This window comes from Arthrobacter wenxiniae (genome assembly GCF_013376105.1).
Lineage (GTDB): Bacteria > Actinomycetota > Actinomycetes > Actinomycetales > Micrococcaceae > Specibacter > Specibacter wenxiniae.
Genome location: NZ_JAAMFM010000014.1, coordinates 63,306 through 85,546 on the forward strand (window position 1 = coordinate 63,306; position 22,241 = coordinate 85,546).

Consider the following 22,241-nt stretch of genomic DNA (forward strand, 5'->3'; position numbering starts at 1 on the left):
CATGACCCAACTCAATCCTTCCGCGCTCTCCGTGGTGCTGGCCGGCGGAGGTTCCGCCGGCCATGTGAGCCCGCTGCTGGCCATCGCCGGCGCCGTCCGCGACCGCGTCCCGGAGGCAGCCATCCTGGCCGTGGGCACGGCCGGGGGCCTCGAAACCCGGCTGGTCCCCGCCGCCGGCCACGCACTGGCCACCATCGAGAGGATCCCCATGCCGCGCAGGCCAACGGCCGAGCTGCTGCGGGTCCCGGGGCGCCTGCGCCGCGCCATTGCCCAGTCCAAGGACATCCTGCGCAGCGCGCACGCCGACGTCCTGGTGGGCGTTGGCGGCTATGTCTGCACGCCCATGTACCTGGCCGCCAAGTCGCTGGGCGTGCCCATCGTCATCCACGAGGCCAACACCAAGGCCGGACTCGCCAACAAGGTCGGCGCCCGTTTCACCAGCCGCGTTGGCACAGCCTTCGCCGCGACCCGGATCCGCAACGGCAAGGTGGTGGGCATGCCCATGCGCCCCGCCGTGGCCGGCCTTGACCGGCAGGCGGCACGGGCCGGCGCCCGCGGCAGGCTGGGCCTGGAATCCGGACTTCCCACGCTGGTGGTCACCGGCGGATCGCTTGGCGCGCTGCGCCTGAACCAGGCGGTGGCCGGCGCGGCCGCGGCGCTGGGGGCCGCGGGCATCCAGGTCCTGCACATCACCGGCAACGGCAAGGAGGTGTCCGGGGAGGGCGGCAGCCCGCTCACGGCCCCCCTATACCACCAGGTCGAATACGTGGACGCGATGGAGGACGCCTACGCCGCGGCCGACGTGCTTCTGTGCCGCTCCGGTGCCGGGACCGTGTCCGAGGTGGCCGCCGTCGGGCTTCCGGCCGTCTTTGTGCCGCTGCCGGTGGGCAACGGCGAACAGGCGCGCAATGCCGCGGAACTGGTGGCCGCCGGTGCCGCCCTTCTCGTCCCGGACGCTCAGCTGGACGCCGCCTGGATTGAAGGCAACGTCATTCCGCTCTGCCTCGACGCGGACAGGCTGTCAGCCATGGGTGCGCGCGCATCGGGCCTTGGCATCCGCGACGCCGCCGGGCGCATGGCGGACATGGTCCTTGCGGCGGCCGGAAAGTGAGCGCCGACATGACTGGAAACAGCAAGGCAACCCCCGTTCCCTATGCGGCGCCGTCCCTGGACGAGCTGGGCCGCGTTCACTTCATCGGCATCGGCGGGGCCGGCATGTCCGCGATTGCCCGGATCATGCTTGGCCAGGGCGTGCCCGTGAGCGGGTCCGACGCCAAGGCGTCCGCGGGCCTCAATGAACTGGAGTCCCTCGGCGCCGTGGTCCATCTGGGCCACGACCCGGCCAACGTTGACGCGGCCGACACCGTGGTGGTCTCCACGGCCATCCGGGCTGACAATCCCGAGCTGGCGGCCGCCAGGGCGTCCGGGCTGCGCGTGCTGCACCGCTCCCAGGCGCTGGCCGCAACCATGGCGGGGGACCGGGTGGTGGCCGTGGCCGGCACCCACGGCAAGACGACCACCACGTCCATGATCACCGTCATGCTGCGCTGCGCCGGCGTCGACGCGTCCTTTGCCGTGGGCGGCACCGTCCAGGGACTGGGCGTCAACGCCGCCCACGGCACGGCCGACGTGTTTGTGGCGGAGGCCGACGAATCCGACGCGTCCTTCCTGAACTACCGCCCCCGCATTGCCGTGGTCACGAACCTCGAGGCCGACCACCTGGACCACTACGGCACCGCCGAGGCCGTCTTCGCCGCCTTTGAGGCGTTCACCGCGCTCCTGCCGGAAGACGGCGTGCTGGTGGCCTGCGCGGACGACGCCGGATCGGCCCGCCTTGCCGCGCTGGCCGCGGACGCCGGAACACGCACCGTCACCTATGGATTTTCCGACGGAGCCGACATCCGCATTGCCGCCGGCACCGGCCACGGAATGGACACCGACACGGCCCTGGCCATCCCCGGACGCCTGCTGGGCGACGGCGCGGACGGTGTCAGCGTGCCGCTGCACCTGCAGGTGCCCGGCGCCCACAACGTCAGCAACGCCGCCGCGGCCGTGGCCGTGGCCCTCGCCCTGGGCGTCAGCGCCGCCGCCGCGGCCGCCGCACTGGCCACGTTCAGCGGGGCCGCCCGCCGCTTCGAGGCCAAGGGGGAGGGGCGCGGCGTGCGGGTCTTCGACGACTACGCCCACCACCCCACCGAGGTCACCGCCGCGCTCACGGCCGCCCGGACGGTGGCGGCGGGCCACCAGGTGCATGTGCTCTTCCAGCCCCACCTGTTTTCCCGCACCAGGGAATTCGCGGCCGAGTTTGCCCGCGCCCTGGACCTTGCCGACACCGTGGCCGTGCTGGACATCTACCCTGCGCGTGAAGATCCCATTCCGGGCGTCACCAGCCGGCTCGTCACCGACGCGCTGTCCGTGCCGCCGGGCTACGCGCCCGACGCCGCCGCGGCAGTGGCGGCGCTGGCCGCCGCGGCGCAGCCCGGCGACATCATCCTGACGGTGGGGGCCGGCGACGTGACCGCCTACGGCCCGGCCCTGGTGGCCGCCCTCCAGGGGGCGGCCGGCAGCGAACACTCCGGCGCGGCTGGCGGCACCCGTGGCTGAACCGAGGCGCCCGCGCATCATCAGCTCCCGCCCCGGCCTGACGCCAGACCCGGCAGGCCGCGGCCCCGCCGCAAACGCACGGCCCACCAGCGCCAAGGTGTCGGTGGAGCCCGTCCCCGCAGAAGACGCCGCGGCACAGGCCCCGGCGCCCGGGCTCCCGGAGCGCGCGGGGACGTCCGGCGGGCACGCCGACGAACAGGCAAACGCTTCCCGGACGGCCGGCACCACACTGTCTGGCGCCCGGGCCGGGGCCCCGGGGGAAGGCAGCACCAGGCCCGGCAGCACCGGAGCGTCCGGCCCCAAGGCCGACAGCACGAAGCCATCCCGTTCCAAGCCGTCAGGTTCCAAGCTGTCCGGTTCCAAGCGGGGCGGGGCTCCTGTCCCGGGGAATCGCGGCGGTGCCGGCGGGACCCCGGCAGGGGAGCCCGGCGCGCGCGTGCTGGCCTTTCCCGAACCGGCGCACAAGCGGCGCCGCAGGCGGGCATGGCTGGGGGTGGCGGGCGTCGCCGTCGTCCTTGCCGTGGTCATGGGCCTGGCCTTGTTTTCGCCCGTACTTGCCGTCAAACACGTCACCTTTGTGGGGAACAAGCTGGTGGCGGGCAAGACCCTTCAGGCGGCCGTGGCGCCGCTGCTGGGGCGCCCGCTGCCACAGGTGACCCAGGGGGACCTGGACGCCCTGCTGGCCGCGGTGCCCCAGATCAAGGCCTCGCACCTTGAGGCGCGGCCGCCGTCCACCCTGGTGGTGCACGTGGTGGAGCGCGTGCCCGTGGCGCTGCTCAAGGACGGCAAGGGCTGGATCCAGGTGGACCAGGACGGGGTGCCGCTGGGCCGTGTGGCGGATCAGTCGAAGGTGCCGCTGCCACAGATTGACGGCGGGACGGCCGCCACGGGCGGGAGCACCTTCCGCGCCATCACGGCCGTGCTGGCCACCCTGCCAAAATCGGTGTTGGGCAAGCTCGCCAGCGCCTCCGCGAAGTCCCCCGACGCCGTTGAGCTGCAGATGGTGGACGGCAAGACCGTGGTGTGGGGCAATGCGTCGGACATGGAGCTCAAGGCCCAGGTCCTGGAAGCCCTCGTCACGGCCCCGGCGCCCGTCCCTGTCGCAGGCAAGCCCGCCCCGCCGCCGGTCCGGGTGTACGACGTCAGCGCACCCCGCCATCCTGTGACACGCTAGATACGGCACAAAGGGCCGCCGAGACGCTTTTTTGACGTGGATTCGCACGACACGCGGCGGCGGTTATTGCATGCGGGCGTGATGCACCATAGCGTCACACACAAGAGTTGGTTGACATAACTATAACCTTCAAGTTGAAGGTTAAGCTACGTGGTTTCAAGTACAGCTTGAAGCTGCACGGCCCAGCAGCACCCAAAGAACTTCAAGCAAGATACGAACAAGGGACACTTAACGTGGCAGCACCCCAGAATTACTTGGCCGTCATCAAGGTCGTCGGCATCGGCGGCGGCGGCGTGAATGCAGTGAACCGCATGATCGACGTGGGCCTGCGCGGCGTTGAGTTCATTGCCATCAACACGGACGCCCAGGCGCTGTTGATGAGTGACGCGGACGTCAAGCTCGACGTCGGCCGCGAACTCACGCGCGGCCTGGGCGCAGGGGCCAATCCCGACGTCGGACGGCAGGCCGCGGAAGACCACCAGGAGGAGATCGAGGAGGTGCTCCGGGGCGCCGACATGGTGTTCGTGACCGCGGGCGAAGGCGGCGGCACCGGCACCGGCGGCGCGCCCGTCGTGGCACGGATCGCCCGTTCACTCGGGGCACTGACCATCGGCGTTGTCACGCGCCCGTTCACCTTCGAGGGCCGCCGCCGGGCCACGAGCGCGGACAATGGCATCGAGGCGCTGCGCGACGAGGTCGACACGCTCATTGTGATCCCCAACGACCGCCTGCTCTCCATCAGCGACCGCAACGTGTCCGTCCTTGACGCGTTCCGCTCGGCCGACCAGGTCCTGCTCTCAGGTGTCCAGGGCATCACCGACCTCATCACCACCCCGGGCCTGATCAACCTTGACTTCGCCGACGTCAAGTCCGTCATGCAGGGTGCCGGGTCCGCGCTCATGGGCATCGGCTCGGCCCGCGGCGAGGACCGTGCCGTCAAGGCCGCTGAGCTCGCCATCGCCTCGCCCCTGCTGGAGGCATCGATTGACGGCGCCCACGGCGTGCTGCTTTCCATCCAGGGCGGCTCCGACCTGGGCCTGTTCGAGATCAACGAGGCCGCCCGCCTGGTCCAGGAAGTGGCCCACCCCGAGGCCAACATCATCTTCGGCGCCGTCATTGACGACGCCCTCGGCGACGAGGCCCGCGTCACGGTCATCGCCGCGGGCTTCGACTCCCCGGACAGTCCTTCCGAGGCCCCCGAGCAGGCGGCAGCCGTGCAGTCGGCACCGCCCGCCCCCGCCACTGTTCCCTCCTCCGGCGCCTCGGTGACGAGCTTGAACCAGTGGGGCCAGCAGTCGGCCGCGCACGTGCCGGCAGACGGCGGCTTCGACGTGGAGCTGCCCGCCATCGTGGAACCCGACCTCACGGGCCACCGTTCCGACGACCTCGACGTGCCGGACTTCCTGAAGTAGGTCCCCGCATCCCGGAGCAGTACAAGTGAATGCAGTCCCGGGCTGCGTGGAAAGGCCAGTTTGCCCGTGTTGTGGTTTTCTGAAGAGGTCCGCCCGGGGTTGTGGGTGGGCTTCACGGCAGCCGCCGCGGGCAACCTGGCCTTTCACGTCGGCGCCGACCCCCTGCGCGTCGCCGGCAGCCGTGCCGCCCTGGATGCCCGGCTGACCGAACTCACCGGCTCCCGGTCCGCGCTCCACCTGCAATACATGAACCAGGTCCACGGCCGCGAGGTGGCCGTGGTGGCCGAGCCTGCGGCCGCGGCAGGGGCGGGGTGTCCGCCGCGGGGCCCGACGGCGGACGCCATGGTTTCGCGGTCGGCCAGCCTTGCTGTCATGGTGGCCGACTGCGTGCCGGTGGTGTTTGCCGGGACCGGTGTCGACGGGCGGCCCGTGCTGGGCGTCGCCCATGCCGGCCGGCCCGGGATCGAAAAGGGCGTCATTGCGGCCACGGTGGCCGAACTGCGGTCCGCCGGGGCGTCCGCCCTGCAGGCCTGGCTGGGCCCCAGCGTGTGCGGGCGCTGCTACGAGGTGCCCGAGGGGATGCGGGCCGCCGTGTCCGCCGTCGAACCGGCCGCGCATTCCACCACCTCGTGGGGGACTCCCGCCCTGGACCTGCCGGCCGCGGCGGCTGCCCAGCTCGCCGCGCTTGGCGTGCCCGCCCGCCAGGTGGGCGCATGCACCCTCGAGGTCGGAGCCTTGTTCTCGCACCGCAGGGCGGTCCGCGACGGCGGTGCCGAGGGCCGCTTGATCGGCTTCGCCGCCGTCCGCCCCTGAGCGCTGTTTTTTGGCTCCCATAGTTTCTTGGTTCCCGAAGTGAAGGTACTGCACGCATGAACACCACGGATTCCCGCACCGCCCAGCTCGCGGACAACCTGGCCTTCGTCACGGAGCGTATCCGCCGGGCGGCCTCCGCGGCCGGCCGGGCGGACGCGCCGGCGCTGATCGTCGTGTCGAAGTTTCATCCCGCCGCCGACGTCCGGGTGCTGCGCAGCCTGGGCGTGGCGGACGTGGGGGAGAACCGTGACCAGGAGGCCGCGGCCAAGGCCGCGGAGGTGGCCGATCCAGCCCTGCGCTGGCACTTCATCGGACAGCTGCAGAGCAACAAGGCCACGTCGGTGGTGCGGTACGCCCATTCGGTGCACTCGGTTGACCGGCCGGGGCTCGTGGCGGCGCTGGGAAGGGCCATGGCCGCGCAGCAGGACGTGGACGGGCGCGCGGCACTGGAATGCTTCATCCAGGTGGACCTGTCCCGGTCCGGGGGCGGGCATCCCGGGGGGGCGCACGGCGGGGAAGGACAAGGCGGGGCGCTGCCACGCGGCGCCGGCCCCGGCGGCAGGGGAGGCGCGGCGCCGTCGGCCGTCCCGGCCCTCGCCGACGCTGTGGCCGGCACGCCGGGGCTCTCCCTGGCGGGGGTCATGGCCGTGGCGCCCCTCGGCTCCGACCCCTCCGCGGCCTTTGCGCTGCTGGCCGGCATTTCCGCCGCCCTGGTGCGCGATCACCCGGGCGCCACCGGCATTTCCGCAGGCATGAGCGGCGACCTGGAACAGGCCATTGCCGCCGGGGCGACACACCTGCGTGTCGGTTCCGATATACTCGGGCCCCGCCCCGCCGTGCTGTAGCGTTTTGGGTGTTGGCAACAACAGGCATGTTTGACACGACCCACCCGCGCAATGCTTAACTGACAGAACGCGTAACTAATGAGGAGCTACCATGGCTGGCGCTCTGCGCAAGACAATGATCTATCTTGGGCTCGCCGACGGTGACGAGCATTATGAGGCCGAACAGGCCCCCTCAATTCACAAGGGCGAGGAGGCCGAGGAGCGCGAGCCCGCTCCGGCGCCCGTGGCCGAGACCGCCGCTCCCAAGGCGGGCGACGATGAATACCGGGCACCGGTAACCCCCATCAAGCGTGCCGCATCGAATCGGGAAGAGGCTGCAAGCTTGCGTCAAATTACCACCGTCCACCCGCGCTCCTACAACGACGCCAAGATCATCGGTGAGAGCTTCCGTGACGGCATTCCCGTCATCATGAATGTCACCGACATGGGTGAAGCGGACGCCAAGCGGCTGGTTGACTTCTCCGCCGGCCTGGTCTTCGGCCTGCGCGGTTCGATCGAACGCGTCACCAACAAGGTTTTCCTGCTGTCCCCGTCCTACATTGAGGTCCTGGGCGACGACAAGAAGATCTCGGACACCCAGGCCAGCTTCTTCAACCAGAGCTGACCGTCGCAGCCAAGCCAGCCATAACGCATTGCCCGGGCACCAAGTGCCCGGGCAATGCGTTATATACGGTAGCTGTGGAAAACGGGTACTGTTAATTGGATTCGCTTCCACTTTCATCGGCTCTCAAGGGAATGTGTTCACACGCGTGTCAAATCCATTAAGCCTGGCTTTCGGGCTGCTTTACCTGCTGCTGCTGCTGTACTTCCTCACGCTCATGATCCGGCTGGCATTTGACTGGATCCAGGTTTTCGCCCGCGAATGGCGGCCCCACGGGGCGGCCCTGGTCGCCGCGTCGTTCATTTACCGGCTGACCGACCCGCCGCTGCGCATGCTGCGGCGCCTCATTCCGCCCCTGCGGATCGGCAACGTGGCGCTTGACATCGGGTTCCTGCTGTTGTTGGTGGCGGTGGGCATTGGGATGAGCGTCACAAGGAGTTTGGCGATTTAGCACCGCGTCGTTAGTTTTCAACGCCAAAAAGTTATATTGTAAAAGCGAGACAACCCAAGTGCAGATCACATGATTTGTATTAGGTACCGTAGTTTGAACGGCTTCGGCCGGATTCGAAACTTACTTAGACCAACGAGGTGACTAGATGGCGCTCACGCCAGAAGACGTTGTCAACAAACGGTTCCAGCCGACCAAGTTCCGTGAAGGCTACGACCAGGACGAAGTCGACGACTTTCTTGATGAGATTGTGGTGGAACTGCGCCGGCTTCACCAGGAAAACGACGAACTGCGCAAGCAGCTGGCCGACGGCGGGACCGGCGCCCAAGCCGCTCCTGCCGCCGCAGCCCCCCTGACGGCCCAGGCTCCCGAAGTGGTGGAAACCGCCCCGTCAGCCCCCGCCAAGCCGACGGCTCCCGCACGGGCGCCGGAACCGGAGCCTGTGGTTGAGGCAGCGCCCGTCGCGGCGGCAGCGGCCCCCGCGGCTGCGGCAACAGGTGTTGAATCCGCCGCCGGCGTCCTGGCCATGGCACAGAAGCTGCACGACGAATACGTCAACGCGGGTGTCGAGCAGCGGGACAAGATCATCGCCGAGGCCCAGATTGAAGCCAGCTCGCTCGTCAACGACGCCCAGGAAAAGAGCCGCAAGACGCTCGGTGCCCTGGAGCAGCAGCGTTCCGTCCTCGAACGCAAGGTCGAGCAGCTCCGCGGCTTCGAGCGGGATTACCGTTCACGCCTGAAGGCCTACATTGAAGGCCAGCTCCGCGACCTCGATGCGCGCGGCTCCGTTGCCTCCCCCGACTTCGCCGAGGGCGGCGCCGAGTCCTAAGGGCCACGGCAGGACCATCAGCCCCGGCCACGTTGGGGCCGGCAAGCCGGCGGTGCGGGAATTCCCGCACCGCCGGCTTTCTGCCGTTAACTGGGCCGGCACCGGCGGGTGCCCCCACCCGCCGCGCAGCGCCCTATGATTGTTGTGTCCCCACGCCGGGAACCATGCAGTTCCGCGAGCGACACTGAGCAGCAGCAAACCCCCGCTGCAGTGAAAACGAAAGAACCATGAGCAACGACCTCCCACAAGAACCAGCCCCCAACCCCGGCCCGCGCCGGACGCCGGCGGACGCCGGCGGCACGACACCCCCCGGCACGCCGGTGGCCGGCTCCGAGGCCAGGCCCCGGCGCCGTGCCTTCCTATCGGTGTGGGCGGGATTCGCGGCGCTGGCCTACGTCTGCGACCAGCTCACCAAGGTCTGGGTCACCTCCACGATGGTGGAGGGCCAGCGCACGCCCGTCATCCCCGGCATCCTGCAGTGGTACTACATCCGCAACTCCGGTGCGGCGTTTTCCATCGGCGAGAACTTCACCTGGTTCTTCACCCTGGTGATGGCCGCGGTTGCGGTCTTCATTGTGATCCTGGCCCGGCGCATCGGATCCTTCTGGTGGGCCCTGGGGCTGGGACTGCTGCTGGGCGGCGCGCTGGGCAACCTGACGGACCGGCTGTTCCGCGAGCCGTCCTTCGGCATGGGCCACGTGGTGGACTTCATTTCCTTCCCGCACTTTGCCATCTTCAACATGGCGGACATGGGCGTGGTGGGCGGCGTCATCACCATCTGCCTGCTGACCCTGGTGGGGGTCCCGCTGGGCGGCCGGCGGAAAGGCATCGCGGAGCCGGCGGGGGACGGTTCGGTCCCGGAGGACGGCTCGGCACCGGCAACGGGGGAGTCCGGCGGCGGGGGAGCCCGGCCATGACCGAGACCTTCACCGTCCCGGGGGAAGCCTCCGGGCGCCGCATTGACGCCGCCCTCGCCGAACTGCTGGGAATCTCCCGGTCCGCGGCGGCACTGCTGTGCGCCGAGGGCAACGTGCTCCAGGACGGCGCGGCCGTGGGCAAGTCGGAGAAGTTCCGGGCCGGCGCCAGCATCCAGGTGACCATCCCCGAACGGCGCGACCCCCTCGCCGTCGTGGTGGAGCCCGTGGACGGGCTCGAGATCCTGCTCGACGACGAGGAGTTCGTCGTCGTGGACAAGCCGGTGGGCGTTGCCGCACATCCATCGCCCGGGTGGGTCGGGCCCACCGTGGTGGGCGGCCTCGCCGCGGCCGGCTACCGCATCTCCACCTCCGGTGCCCAGGAGCGGGCAGGCATCGTCCACCGCCTGGACGTTGGCACCTCCGGCGCCATGGTGGTGGCGAAGTCGGAGCACGCCTACACGGTCCTGAAGCAGGCGTTCCGCGACCGCACCGTGGAAAAGGTCTACCACGCCGTGGTGCAGGGCCTGCCCGACCCCCTGCAGGGCACCATCGACGCGCCGATCGGCCGCCACCCCGGGCATGACTGGCGGTTTGCCGTCATTGAGGACGGGCGCCCGTCCGTCACCCACTACGAAGTGCTGGAGGCCTTTGGCAAGGCTTCCCTCGTGGAGGTCCACCTTGAAACCGGGCGGACCCACCAGATCCGGGTGCACTTCTCGGCCCTCCGGCACCCCTGCGCGGGCGACCTCACCTACGGTGCCGACCCAAAGCTGGCCGCCGAGCTGGGCCTGACCCGCCAGTGGCTGCACGCCCACCGGCTCGGCTTCACGCACCCCTCAACGGGCAAGCCTGTGACCGTCACCAGCCCCTATCCGCAAGACCTCGAGTATGCGCTGAAGTCCCTGCGCGGCGGGCACTGACCGACGCCGCACCACTTTCGGCCGGTTTTTCGCCGACGCCGCACCGCCCGGCCCACGGCGGCGGCGGGCATCCAGTTGCAAGGGCAGAGCGGCACGTAGGATGGTGGGGTGGCTTCCTCATCGACTGACAGTTTCGTCCATCTTCACACGCACACCGAGTACTCCATGCTTGACGGCGCGGCGCGGCTGACGGAGCTGTTTGAGGAGACCAACCGCCTGGGCATGCCGGCCCTGGCCACCACCGACCATGGCTACCTGTTCGGTGCCTTCGACTTCTGGCGGAAGGCCACCGACGCCGGGGTCCGGCCCATCATCGGCGTAGAGGCCTACGTCACGCCAGGGACCGCCCGCACGGACAAGACCCGCGTGAAGTGGCGAACGGATGAAAGTCAAAAGGGCGACGACGTCTCCGGCGGCGGCGCGTACACGCACATGACGCTGCTGAGCTACAACAACGAGGGCATGCGGAATCTGTTCCGGGCGTCCTCCCTGGCCTCGCTCGACTCCGTCTTTGGCAAGTATCCGAGGCTGGACCGCGAACTGCTCAACGAATACCACCCGGGCCTGATCGCCACCACGGGCTGCCCCTCCGGGGAAGTCCAGACCAAACTGCGCCTTGGCCAGTACAACGAGGCCAAGGCCGCCGCCGCCGAGTTCCAGGACATCTTCGGTGCGGAAAACTACTTCTGCGAACTCATGGACCACGGCCTGGACATTGAGCGGCGGGTGACAAAGGACCTCCTGAGGCTCGCCAAGGAACTGAGCATCCCCCTGGTCGCCACCAACGACCTCCACTACACGCACGAGCACGACGCCAAGGCCCACGAGGCACTCTTGGCGCTGCAGTCCGGCTCCACCCTGCTGGAGCCCACCTACGACCAGGGCGGCTCCCGCTTTGCGTTCAACGGCAGCGGCTACTACCTGAAATCCCCGGCGGAAATGCGGGCGCTCTTCTCCGAACTGCCGCAGGCCTGCGACAACACGCTGCTCATTGCTGAACGGTGCGAAGTCTCCTTCAACACCGACGCCAACTACATGCCGAAGTTCCCGTGCCCACCCGGCGACGACGAGACGTCGTGGCTGGTCAAGGAGGTCGACGCGGGCCTGAAGTACCGGTACCCGAAGGGCATTCCCGACGACGTCCGTGCCCGCGCCGATTATGAGCTGGAAGTCATCAACAAGATGGGCTTCCCCGGCTATTTCCTGGTGGTGGCCGACTTCATCAACTGGTCCAAGGACCACGGCATCAGGGTTGGTCCGGGCCGCGGCTCCGGTGCCGGTTCCATGGTGGCCTACGCCATGCGCATCACCGACCTGGACCCCATCCACCACGGCCTGATTTTTGAGCGTTTCCTGAACCCGGAACGTGTTTCCATGCCCGACTTTGACGTGGACTTCGATGATCGCCGCCGCCATGAGGTCATCAAGTATGTGACCGAAAAGTATGGCGACGAGCGCGTGGCCATGATCGTCACCTACGGCAGCATCAAGTCCAAGCAGGCGCTGAAGGACTCCTCCCGCGTGCTGGGCTACCCCTTCAGCATGGGCGAGCAGCTCACCAAGGCCCTGCCACCGGCCGTCATGGCCAAGGACATCCCGCTGGCCGACATCGAGGACCCCAAATCCAAGCGCTATGGGGAGGCCGGGGACTTCCGCCAGCTGCTGCTGAGCGATCCGGAAGCCGCCAAAGTCTTCGAAACGGCCAAGGGGCTGGAAGGGCTCAAACGCCAGTGGGGTGTCCATGCCGCAGGCGTCATCATGTCTTCCGACCCCATCATCGACGTCATCCCGATCATGCGCCGCTTCCAGGACGGGCAGGTCATCACCCAGTTTGACTACCCGACGGCCGAGGGCCTGGGCCTGATCAAGATGGACTTCCTGGGGTTGCGAAACCTCACCATCATCACGGACGCCCTGGAAAACATCAAGGCCAACCAGGACATCGACCTGGACCTGGAACACCTGGAACTCGACGACCATGCCTCCTACGAGCTGATGGCCCGCGGCGACACGCTGGGCGTCTTCCAGCTCGACGGCGGTCCCATGCGTTCACTGCTCAAGCTCATGCGCCCGGACAACTTTGAAGACATCTCCGCCGTCCTCGCGCTCTACCGGCCCGGGCCCATGGGTGCCGACTCGCACACGAACTATGCGTTGCGCAAGAATGGCCTGCAGCCAATCACCCCCATCCACCCGGAGCTTGAGGAGCCGCTGGCGGAAATCCTGGGCGGCACATATGGGTTGATCGTGTACCAGGAGCAGGTGATGTCGATCGCGCAGAAGCTGGCCGGCTACTCCCTGGGCCGGGCCGACATCCTGCGCCGTGCCATGGGCAAGAAGAAGAAGTCGGAGCTGGACAAGCAGTACGCCGGCTTCCATCAGGGCATGCTCGACAACGGCTACTCCGATGCGGCCGTCAAGACCCTGTGGGAAATCCTGCTGCCGTTCTCCGACTACGCCTTCAACAAGGCCCACTCGGCCGCCTACGGCGTCGTCAGCTACTGGACGGCGTACCTGAAGGCGCACTATCCGGCCGAGTACATGGCCGCCCTGTTGACGTCCGTGGGCGATGACAAGGACAAGTCGGCCCTGTACCTGAACGAGTGCCGCCACATGGGAATCACCGTGCTGGCCCCGGACGTGAACGAGTCGGCGCTGAACTTCACGCCTGTGGGCCGTGACATCCGCTTCGGCATGGGCGCCGTCCGCAATGTCGGCGCCAATGTGGTCAACGCCCTTGTGGAGGCCCGCCGCGAGAAGGGCAACTTCGAGAACTTCTCCGACTTCCTCATGAAGGTCCCGGCCGTGGTGTGCAACAAGCGCACCATTGAATCCCTCATCAAGGCGGGAGCCTTCGACTCCCTGGGCCACCCGCGGCGCGCCCTGGCCATGGTCCACGAAGAGGCGGTCGACTCCGTCATCACGCTCAAGCGAAACGAGGCCGTGGGCCAGTTCGACCTCTTTGCCGGCCTCGGCGGCGGCGAGGAACCCGAATCGGCACTGGTTACGGACATCCCGGACCTGCCGGAATGGGAAAAGAAGGACAAGCTTGCCTTCGAGCGCGACATGCTCGGCCTGTACGTCTCCGACCACCCGCTGCAGGGCCTGGAGGGGATTCTGAACCAAAACGCGGACATGTCCATCACGCAGGTGCTCTCCGACGACGGCCCGGCGGACGGCCACGTCATCACCATCTCCGGCATGATCACCAGCCTCCAGCGGCGCATCGCCAAGACCAGCGGAAACCCCTACGCCCGCTGCGAAGTGGAGGACCTTGGCGGTTCCGTGGAGGTCATGTTCTTTGGGCAGGTGTACGGGCCCATTGCCACAATTTTGGCCGAGGACCTGATCGTGGTCATCAAGGGGCGCCTGCAGAAGCGCGACGACGGCGCCATCACCCTCAACGCCATGGAACTTTCCGTGCCGGACCTCAGCGAAGGGATGTCCGGCCCCCTGGTCATCCACATGCCCGAGCACAAGGCCACCGAGCCGGTGCTGCTCGCGCTCAAGGACGTCCTGGGCACGCACCGCGGCACCACAGAGGTCAAGATGCAGCTGAGCGGGACGCGGAGCGTAAAGGTCATGAAACTCCCGCTGCACCACCGGGTCAACCCGACTCCCGCACTCTTTGGCGACCTCAAGGTCCTGTTGGGCCCGGCATGCCTGGAGGGCTGACGGTGTCACGGGTGCGCAGCGCCCACCGGGTCGTGGCACCGGAACCCGTGGGTTGGCCGCGCTGGTTTGCCCTGTCCGCGGCGGCGGGCGTGGCGGCCGGAATCGTGTGGTGGCTGGCGGCACCCGGGGGCGCCTTTTACGGGCAGGGCAAGGATTACACCATCTGGGTGGCCCGCGACCTGGTGCTCGCGGGCGTGGACGTGCTGGCCGGTCTTGCCGGCGCGGCTCTCCTGATCCGCGCCGGTACCCGCCACACCGCCGGCGCCACGGCGCGCCTGCTCGCGGTCCTGGCCGGCGGGCTGCTGGGCTCGGTCCTGGCATGGCGGATGGGCGTGTTTGCCGGCGACCTGTTCCAGACGCCGCCGGACAACATGCCCAGCCCCAGCATGGTGTTCTCCCTGCGGTCGGCCACGGTGCTGCTGCTGTGGCCGCTTGCCACCTCCGCCGCCGTCTTCATGCACACCTTCCTCTCCTACGCGTTTGTCCCCCAGCCGCGCCCCAGCCGCTAAACTTGCCGTGTGAGCAACCTTGAAACCCCCGTGTCCAACCAGCCCGCCGGCAGTCCGGCACCAGCGTCGGGCGCGGGCCCGCATTTCGCCTTTGCCCGCACGGACCTGCGCGGGCGGCGGCTGACGCTCGCCGAGCTCAAGCGCGCCGTGCCGCGCACCGCGGCCACCTCCGTCATCTCGGCCGAGGACGCCGTCTCCGGCATCATTGCCGACGTCCGTTCCCGCGGCTTTGCCGCCCTGGCCGAGCTGGCCGAAAAGTTCGACGGCGTCCCCCAGTCGCACCCGCGCGTTCCCGCCGCGGCGCTGCGCGAGGCACTGGAAAACCTGGACCCCGGCGTCCGCGCGGCCTTGGAGGAGTCCATTGCCCGGGCCAAGGCCTTCGCCGCCGCCCAGCGCCCGGCCAACGTCGACTTTCCGGTGGCCGCCGGCGCAACCGTCTCCCAGCACTGGATTCCCGTACGGCGGGTCGGGCTCTACGTGCCCGGCGGCCTGGCGGCCTACCCGTCGTCGGTCATCATGAATGTGGTGCCGGCGCTGGCGGCCGGGGTCGGCTCGGTGGCGCTGGCGTCGCCGCCGCAAAAGGAATTCGGCGGGCTCCCGGACCTGACGGTCCTGGCCGCCGCGGCCCTGCTGGGTGTTGACGAGGTCTACGCGATGGGAGGGGCCCAGGCCATAGCCGCCTTCGCCTACGGCGTCGCCGCGGGCACCACGGCCCAGGGCGGGGGCGCCGCCCTGGAGCCCGTCGACGTTGTCACAGGGCCCGGCAACATTTTTGTTGCCACCGCCAAGCGCCTCGTCAAGGGCGTGGTGGGCATCGACTCGGAGGCCGGGGCAACGGAGATCGCGGTGCTGGCCGACCACACGGCAAACCCCGTGTTCGTTGCGGCCGACCTTATCAGCCAGGCCGAGCACGACCCCAACGCGGCATCCGTCCTGGTGACGCCGTCAACCAGGCTGGCGGACGCCGTCGAGCGTGAGCTGGCCGTCCAGGTGGCGGGGACCGGACACCGGGATCGCGTGGAAAAGGCGCTGTCCGGGCCGCAGTCCGGCACCGTGCTGGTGGACGACCTGGAACAAGGCGTGGCCGTGTGCAACGCCTACGCCGCCGAGCACCTGGAGATCGTGACCGAGGACGCCGCGGCGGTGGCGGCGCGGATCACCAACGCCGGGGCCATCTTCGTGGGGGACTACAGCCCCGTCAGCCTGGGCGACTATTGCGCGGGGTCCAACCATGTGCTGCCCACCAGCGGGACGGCGGCGTTCTCCTCCGGCCTGAACGTGACCACCTTCCTGCGGGCCGTCCAGCTCATCAACTACAACAAGGACGCGCTCAGGCGGGTGGCCGGGCACGTCGTCACGCTGGCGCAGGCGGAAGGCCTGCCCGCGCACGGCGACGCCGTCTCGGCACGGTTCGCCTGACACCGGAAACCACTACATGTAGTAGTTACGTGATTGTAATTTATCGATATGTAGCCCTAGACTTTCATCAACCGTTCCTGGAGGGAGCTGGATGTACTGCCCGTTTTGCCGTAATCCCGACTCGCGCGTGGTTGACTCGCGGCTGGCCGACGACGGTTCCTCCATCCGCCGCCGCCGCCAGTGCACCGAGTGCGGCCGCCGCTTCAGCACGGTGGAGACGGCCAGCCTCTCGGTCACCAAGCGCTCGGGCGTCGCCGAGCCGTTCAGCCGCAGCAAGGTCATCAGCGGCGTGCGCAAGGCCTGCCAGGGCCGGCCCGTGACCGACGACGACCTCGCCATGCTGGCCCAGGAGGTCGAGGAGTCCATCCGGGCCAGCGGCGCGGCGGAGATCGACGCGAACGACGTCGGCCTGGCCATTCTGGCACCCCTGCAGCGCCTGGACCTGGTGGCGTACCTGCGCTTCGCCAGCGTTTACCAGGCCTTCGAGTCCCTCGACGACTTTGAAAAGTCCATCCACGAGCTCCGCCGCGAGTGCCCCGGCGGGCGGCCCGCACCCCCGGACCAACCGCAGGACAAATAGGAGCGGGGGCGCCCGCCCGGTCCTACTTGGTGAGCTTGAAGTGGACGGCGGCCTGGAGGGCGCCGCCCACGATTCCGGCGTTGTTGGCCAGCTCCGCCGGGATGATCTTCGTGCGCAGCGACAATGCCGGCAGGTAGTCCTCGCTGCGCTTGGAGATGCCGCCGCCGATGATGAACAGTTCGGGGGAGAACAGGAATTCCACGTGGGAGAAGTAGCGCTGCAGGCGGACGGCGTATTCTGCCCAGCTCAGCCCGTCGCGTTCCCGGGCGCTGGCTGAGGCCTTGGATTCGGCGTCGAACCCGTCGATTTCCAGGTGGCCCAGCTCGACGTTCGGGATGAGCTTGCCGTCATGGATGAACGCCGATCCGATGCCCGTGCCGAGCGTGATGACCAGCACCGTGCCCTTGACGCCCTTGCCGGCGCCGTAGCGGGCCTCGGCGAGGCCCGCCGCGTCGGCGTCGTTCATGACCTGGACGTCGCGGCCCAGCTCCTGCGTGAAGATTTTGTCGACATCGGCGTCAATCCACGACTTGTCCACGTTGGCGGCGGAGCGGGCAATGCCGTGGCTGATGATCGCGGGGAAGGTGATGCCCACCGGCGCGTCGTCGTCCGGGGCGTGCTGGCGGGTCATGAGTTCGTCGACGATCTCCTTGACCACCTTGGCCACGGCCTGCGGGGTGGATGGCTGCGGGGTGTCGATCCGGTAGCGTTCGCCCAACATCTCACCGCTGCCCAGGTCGACGATCCCGCCCTTGATGCCGGTGCCGCCAATGTCGATGCCGATGACAGTCTGCGTGGACGGGTGCTTCTTGGACATGCAGGGCTCCAGACGTGAAAGTGGCAAAGGCTTGCCGCGGAAAGGGTTAGGGCAGGGTCAAAACTTCGGCACCGGTGGCCGTGACCACCATGGTGTGCTCAAACTGGGCGGTGCGCCTGCGGTCCCGGGTGACAACCGTCCAGTCGTCCGCCCACATGTCCCATTCAACCCCGCCCAGGGTCAGCATGGGCTCGATGGTGAACACCATGCCTTCGGCAAGCACGGTGCTGTAGGCCGGGGCGGCGTCATAATGCGGAATAATCAGGCCCGTGTGGAAGGCCTCGCCCACGCCGTGGCCCGTGAAGTCCCTGACCACGCCGTAGCCGAAGCGCTTGGCGTATGCGGAAATGGTGCGCCCGATGACGTTGATTTCCCGTCCTGGCGCAACTGCCCGGATGGCCCGGTTCAAGGCTTCCTGGGTCCGTTCGACCAGCAGGCGCGATTCTTCGTCGACGTCGCCGACGGTGAAGGTCCAGTTCGTGTCGCCGTGGACGCCGTTTTTGTACGCCGTGATGTCAATGTTGATGATGTCCCCGTCCTGGACCACTGTGCTGTCCGGGATGCCGTGGCAGATGACCTCGTTGAGGGAGGAACACAGCGACTTGGGAAAGCCGCGGTACCCGAGCGTGGAAGGGTAGGCCTGGTGGTCCAGCAGGAATTCGTGGCCGATGCGGTCCAGCTGGTCCGTGGTGACACCGGGGACGATGTGCTTTCCGACTTCCACGATGGCCTGCGCGGCAATCCTCGAGGAGATGCGGATGCGCTCCAGCGTTTCGGCGTCCTTGACCTCGGAACCCGTGAACGGCGCCGGGCCGGCCTTGCCCACATATTCGGGCCGCGGGATGGAGGCGGGAACGGGGCGTTGCGGGCTGACGGTGCCCGGAACCAGCGTGCCAAGGGGCGCTGAGGTTGCTGTGGAAGACATGGCACCATCCTATAAGTTTTGCTGCACGGCTGTGGGGCGGGCCTATGATGGCAACAACGGCCCCGGCACGATGGAGGAAACAATGCCCCAGTACTGGTACAACGTCAAAACCCATCAGGTAGAACAGGACGCGCAATCCGGCTGGAAGGAACTGATCGGTCCTTATAACACCCGCGAGGAGGCCGAGGCGGCCCCGGCAAAGGTCAACCAGCGCAATGAGGACTGGGAAGCCCAGGACGACGACTGAGGTTGCCATGAAAGCACCCCGCCACGGGCGCGACCCCGTGGCATCCCGGCACCGGCCGGCGGTTGCCTGTGTACTGCGGCGGGCCTGGAGGTACGCCGCCGTCGCCGGCGCCGCCGCGGCCAGCCTCGGCATCCTGACGGCGCTGGAGGGACTCCTGGCGTATGGACGACTGGCGCCGCGGGAGCCGCTGCACACCGTACCGGCCACTGGACATTTCGGCCGCCGTGACGGGCAGGAGCCCCTGCAGCTGGTCATCCTGGGCGACTCGCTTGCCGTGGGTTACGGGGCCGCGGTGCCGGAGGGCTCCGTTGGCTACATGCTTGCCGACGGGCTGGCCGGGGTCACCGGCCGGCCGGTGGCGCTGGAGAATTTCGCCTTTATCGGCGCCACGTCCGAGGACCTGCGTGTCCAGATGGAGGCGCTGGACGCCCGTGACCTGAAGCCGGACGTGACCGTCATCATCGTTGGCGGCAATGACGTCCTGCACCTGCGCAATTTCAGCCGGTCACTGGACGCGCTGGCGGAGACGGTCCGCGGCCTGCGGAGCCGGGGCAGCCAGGTGGTGCTGGCCTCGTGTCCGGATTTGGGCACCGTGCCGGTGTTCCTTCAGCCGCTGCGCTTTGGTGCGCACTGGATGAGCAGGATGCTGGCCACCGGGCAGACCATCGTGGTGTTGCGCAACGGCGGACGGACCGTTTCCCTGGCGGACCTGCTGGGACCGGTTTTCCGGCGCCACCGAAAACAGATGTTCTTCACCGACCACCTGCACCCCTCCGTCCACGGGTATGCGGAAGCGGCCAGGGTCATGCTGCCCAGCGTGGTTGCCGCCGCCGGGTACAGCGCCGGCGGTCTCGCCGGTGCTCCGCACCGGGTCTATCAAAAGGGACGGCGGCGGCCGCTGGCCTGGTTTGCGTTCCGGGCCTCGCGCCACTCGGGAACGGAAGTGAGCATGGTGTCCGGGAGGCGGGGCCACGGCATCGCCGTCCGGCGGCTCGTGGTGCGGCACCGGGAGGGTGGGGACCCGCAGCCCGCCTGATGGCTGCCCACGGGGCCGGGGCGGCCCTGCCGCCTGGAGCGGGGCGCCGCCTGGAGCGGGACGGGACGGCCGGCTTTAGAAGGTGTGCTCCGGGCCGGGGAACGCGCCGGTGCGCACCTCGTCGCCGTAGGCCTTGGCGGCGTCGGAGAGGATGGTGCGCAGCTGTGCGTACTGCTTGACGAACTTGGCCATCTTGCCGGTGCGCAGCCCGGCCATGTCCTGCCAGACCAGGACCTGGCCGGTGGTGGTGTTGCCGGCGCCGATGCCAACGGTCGGCACGGCGACCGCGGCGTCCACGGCGGTGGCCGTGGCGGCCGGGACCATCTCCATGAGCACGCAGAACGCGCCAGCCTCAGCCAGGGCGACGGCGTCGTCCACCATGGCCCGGGCGGCGTCGCCGCGCCCCTGGACGCGGTAGCCGCCCAGCATGTGCTCGCTTTGCGGGGTGAACCCGATGTGGGCCATGACGGGCACGCCGGCCTGGGTCAGCGCCCTGACGGTGGGTGCGTAGTAGGCGCCGCCCTCCATTTTCACCGCGTGCACGAGCCCTTCCTTCATGAGCCGCACGGAGGAGGCGATGGCCTGCCCGGGGGACTGTTCATAGCTGCCAAAGGGCAGGTCCGCCACCACCAGGGCGCGCTTGGCCCCGGCCGTCACCGCACGGGAGAAAATGATCATTTCATCCAGCGTGATGGGCAGGGAGGTCTCGTTGCCCAGGACGTTGTTCGAGGCGGAGTCGCCCACCAGCAGCACCTCGATGCCCGCTTCGTCAAAGATTTGCGCGGTGTACTGGTCGTAGGCGGTCAGCATGGCGAACTTTTGGCCGTTGAGCTTGGCCGCCTGCAGGTGGTGCGTGCGGACCCGGGACGCCGTGGCGGGAATGGCCGAACCGTAGGGTGCGGCCACCTCAGCGGGGACGGGCGCGGCGGAAACGGCAGGGTCGGGGGTGCTCGATGTTGGCATGCCTAGAGCTTATTACGAGTCGGCGCGCATTTTAGTCCTCGGTGCCCGGGACTACTTAGTAGAGTATGAATTGAGGGCCTGCGGCCGAGGTGAGCGCCAGCGCCGCCGGGTCGGCGGGCAGGGGTTCGAACCATCCGCAATGAGTCAAAGGGAAGTGAGCGCCATAGTGGACCGTCAGCAGGAATTTGTCTTGCGCACCATCGAGGAACGCGACGTACGGTTTGTCCGGCTCTGGTTCACCGACGTCGTCGGCAGCCTGAAGTCGGTGGCACTGGCCCCGGCGGAGGTGGAGGGTGCCTTTGAGGAGGGCCTCGGGTTCGACGGTTCAAGCATCGAAGGCCTCTCCCGCGTCTTTGAATCTGACATGCTGGCCCAGCCCGACCCCTCCACTTTTCAGATCCTGCCGTGGCGCGGTGCCACCGAACAGACCTCCCGGATGTTTTGCGACATCCTCACCCCCGACGGCGAACCCTCCACGGCCGACCCGCGCAACGTCCTCAAGCGCACCCTGGCCAAGGCCGCGGACATGGGCTTCACGTGCTACACGCACCCCGAGATTGAGTTTTACCTCCTTAAGAGCGACAGGCCCGGCCCGGACGGGATCCCCATCCCCGTTGACCAGGCCGGCTACTTCGACCACGTGCCCGGCGGCGTGGCCCAGGACTTCCGCCGCACGGCCGTCACCATGCTCGAGGACGTCGGCATTTCGGTGGAGTTCAGCCACCACGAGGGCGGCCCGGGCCAGAACGAGATTGACCTGCGCTACGCCGACGCCCTGGCGACCGCGGACAACATCATGACGTTCCGCACGGTGATCCGTGAGGTGGCCATCCAGCAGGGCACCTACGCCACGTTCATGCCCAAGCCGTTTTCCGACCACCCGGGCTCCGGCATGCACACCCACTTTTCGCTGTTTGAGGGCGACACGAACGCATTCCACGAGCCGGGCGCTGAATTCCAGCTGTCCAAGACGGCCCGGCAGTTCATGGCAGGCATCCTCCGGCACGCACCCGAATTCACGGCCGTCACCAATCAGTTCGTGAACTCGTACAAGCGGCTCTGGGGCGGCGGCGAGGCGCCCAGCTATGTGTCCTGGGGCCACAACAACCGCTCCGCACTGATGCGCGTGCCGTTGTACAAGCCAGGCAAGGGGCAGGCGTCGCGGCTGGAGTACCGCGGCATCGACTCCGCCGCCAACCCCTACCTGGCGTACGCCGTGCTGCTCGGGGCCGGGCTGAAGGGCATTGAGGAGGACTACGAACTGCCGCCGGCCGCCGTGGAGGACGTCAGCGCCCTGACGAACGCCGAACGCCGGGCGCTGGGCCACCACCCCCTGCCGTCCAGCCTGCATGACGCGGTCCGGCAGATGGAGGAATCCGAGCTCATGCCCGCGATCCTGGGGGAACAGGTCTTTGACCACTTCCTGCGGAACAAGCGCGACGAATGGCAGGACTACCGGCTGCAGGTCACCCCCTATGAGATCAACCGGTACCTGGGGGTGCTCTAG

21 protein-coding genes are annotated in these 22,241 nt (G+C 68.4%); 18 read left to right on the forward strand and 3 right to left on the reverse strand.

The window, feature by feature from the left end:
• Position 1 precedes the first annotated feature (1 nt).
• The 15 genes from G6034_RS10840 to nrdR all read left to right on the forward strand — a co-directional run bounded on the left by G6034_RS10840 (position 2) and on the right by nrdR (position 16,746).
• The gene (locus G6034_RS10840) at positions 2–1,111 is read left to right on the forward strand and encodes a UDP-N-acetylglucosamine--N-acetylmuramyl-(pentapeptide) pyrophosphoryl-undecaprenol N-acetylglucosamine transferase (RefSeq protein WP_176635126.1); all 1,110 of its coding nucleotides are present in this window, start codon (positions 2–4) and stop codon (positions 1,109–1,111) included.
• Between the two features lie 8 nt (positions 1,112–1,119).
• Positions 1,120–2,604, forward strand: coding sequence for a UDP-N-acetylmuramate--L-alanine ligase (gene murC, locus G6034_RS10845; protein ID WP_176635127.1), 1,485 nt, complete (start codon positions 1,120–1,122; stop codon positions 2,602–2,604).
• Positions 2,597–3,778 (forward strand): cell division protein FtsQ/DivIB, encoded by a 1,182-nt coding sequence (locus G6034_RS20305; RefSeq protein ID WP_176635128.1) that lies wholly within the window; start codon positions 2,597–2,599, stop codon positions 3,776–3,778. Before murC ends, G6034_RS20305 begins: the two co-directional genes overlap by 8 nt.
• 233 nt (positions 3,779–4,011) lie before the next feature.
• Positions 4,012–5,190 carry a cell division protein FtsZ gene (gene ftsZ / locus G6034_RS10855; RefSeq protein WP_176635129.1) on the forward strand — a complete coding sequence of 393 codons (1,179 nt, stop codon included), beginning with the start codon at positions 4,012–4,014 and terminating at the stop codon, positions 5,188–5,190.
• A 66-nt stretch (positions 5,191–5,256) separates the two neighbouring features.
• The gene (locus tag G6034_RS10860; RefSeq protein ID WP_176635130.1) at positions 5,257–6,003 is read left to right on the forward strand and encodes a laccase domain-containing protein; all 747 of its coding nucleotides are present in this window, start codon (positions 5,257–5,259) and stop codon (positions 6,001–6,003) included.
• A 56-nt stretch (positions 6,004–6,059) separates the two neighbouring features.
• Positions 6,060–6,848, forward strand: a complete 789-nt coding sequence (locus G6034_RS10865) for a YggS family pyridoxal phosphate enzyme (protein WP_176635131.1) — start codon at positions 6,060–6,062, stop codon at positions 6,846–6,848.
• A gap of 91 nt (positions 6,849–6,939) precedes the next feature.
• The gene (locus G6034_RS10870) at positions 6,940–7,452 is read left to right on the forward strand and encodes a cell division protein SepF (RefSeq protein WP_176635132.1); all 513 of its coding nucleotides are present in this window, start codon (positions 6,940–6,942) and stop codon (positions 7,450–7,452) included.
• Positions 7,453–7,597: 145 nt separating this feature from the next.
• Positions 7,598–7,900, forward strand: a complete 303-nt coding sequence (locus G6034_RS10875; RefSeq protein ID WP_343038017.1) for a YggT family protein — start codon at positions 7,598–7,600, stop codon at positions 7,898–7,900.
• Positions 7,901–8,045: 145 nt separating this feature from the next.
• Positions 8,046–8,726, forward strand: a complete 681-nt coding sequence (locus tag G6034_RS10880) for a DivIVA domain-containing protein (protein WP_176635133.1) — start codon at positions 8,046–8,048, stop codon at positions 8,724–8,726.
• 227 nt (positions 8,727–8,953) lie between these two features.
• Positions 8,954–9,643, forward strand: a complete 690-nt coding sequence (gene lspA / locus G6034_RS10885; RefSeq protein WP_176635134.1) for a signal peptidase II — start codon at positions 8,954–8,956, stop codon at positions 9,641–9,643.
• Positions 9,640–10,563, forward strand: coding sequence for an RluA family pseudouridine synthase (locus G6034_RS10890; protein WP_176635135.1), 924 nt, complete (start codon positions 9,640–9,642; stop codon positions 10,561–10,563). Before lspA ends, G6034_RS10890 begins: the two co-directional genes overlap by 4 nt.
• Positions 10,564–10,671: 108 nt before the next feature.
• Positions 10,672–14,238: a DNA polymerase III subunit alpha gene (dnaE, locus tag G6034_RS10895; protein ID WP_176635136.1), complete on the forward strand. Its 3,567-nt coding sequence runs from the start codon at positions 10,672–10,674 to the stop codon at positions 14,236–14,238.
• Entirely contained in the window at positions 14,223–14,747 is a 525-nt protein-coding gene (locus G6034_RS10900) for a hypothetical protein (protein WP_176635137.1), read from the forward strand. The genes dnaE and G6034_RS10900 overlap by 16 nt, the downstream gene beginning before the upstream one ends.
• 30 nt (positions 14,748–14,777) lie before the next feature.
• A complete protein-coding gene (hisD, locus tag G6034_RS10905; RefSeq protein WP_176635160.1) occupies positions 14,778–16,166 on the forward strand; it encodes a histidinol dehydrogenase in 1,389 nt (462 codons plus the stop codon).
• A gap of 91 nt (positions 16,167–16,257) precedes the next feature.
• Positions 16,258–16,746 carry a transcriptional regulator NrdR gene (gene nrdR, locus G6034_RS10910; RefSeq protein ID WP_176635138.1) on the forward strand — a complete coding sequence of 163 codons (489 nt, stop codon included), beginning with the start codon at positions 16,258–16,260 and terminating at the stop codon, positions 16,744–16,746.
• A 22-nt stretch (positions 16,747–16,768) separates the two neighbouring features.
• Here the strand turns inward: nrdR and ppgK are convergent, their stop codons facing one another.
• Both ppgK and map read right to left on the reverse strand, forming a co-directional pair.
• Entirely contained in the window at positions 16,769–17,563 is a 795-nt protein-coding gene (gene ppgK / locus G6034_RS10915; RefSeq protein ID WP_176635139.1) for a polyphosphate--glucose phosphotransferase, read from the reverse strand.
• Between the two features lie 46 nt (positions 17,564–17,609).
• A complete protein-coding gene (map, locus tag G6034_RS10920) occupies positions 17,610–18,488 on the reverse strand; it encodes a type I methionyl aminopeptidase (protein ID WP_176635140.1) in 879 nt (292 codons plus the stop codon).
• 82 nt (positions 18,489–18,570) lie between these two features.
• On the opposite strand from map, the gene G6034_RS10925 reads away from it, so the two are divergent.
• Complete coding sequence (locus tag G6034_RS10925) at positions 18,571–18,735, forward strand: SPOR domain-containing protein (RefSeq protein ID WP_176635161.1); 165 nt, start codon at positions 18,571–18,573, stop codon at positions 18,733–18,735.
• 7 nt (positions 18,736–18,742) lie between these two features.
• Positions 18,743–19,771 (forward strand): SGNH/GDSL hydrolase family protein, encoded by a 1,029-nt coding sequence (locus tag G6034_RS10930; RefSeq protein WP_176635141.1) that lies wholly within the window; start codon positions 18,743–18,745, stop codon positions 19,769–19,771.
• Between the two features lie 75 nt (positions 19,772–19,846).
• Here the strand turns inward: G6034_RS10930 and panB are convergent, their stop codons facing one another.
• On the reverse strand, positions 19,847–20,734 hold the full coding sequence (panB, locus tag G6034_RS10935; protein WP_176635142.1) for a 3-methyl-2-oxobutanoate hydroxymethyltransferase: 888 nt from the start codon (positions 20,732–20,734) through the stop codon (positions 19,847–19,849).
• Positions 20,735–20,900: 166 nt separating this feature from the next.
• Between panB and glnA the strand changes: the two genes are divergently transcribed.
• Positions 20,901–22,241, forward strand: coding sequence for a type I glutamate--ammonia ligase (glnA, locus tag G6034_RS10940; protein WP_176635162.1), 1,341 nt, complete (start codon positions 20,901–20,903; stop codon positions 22,239–22,241).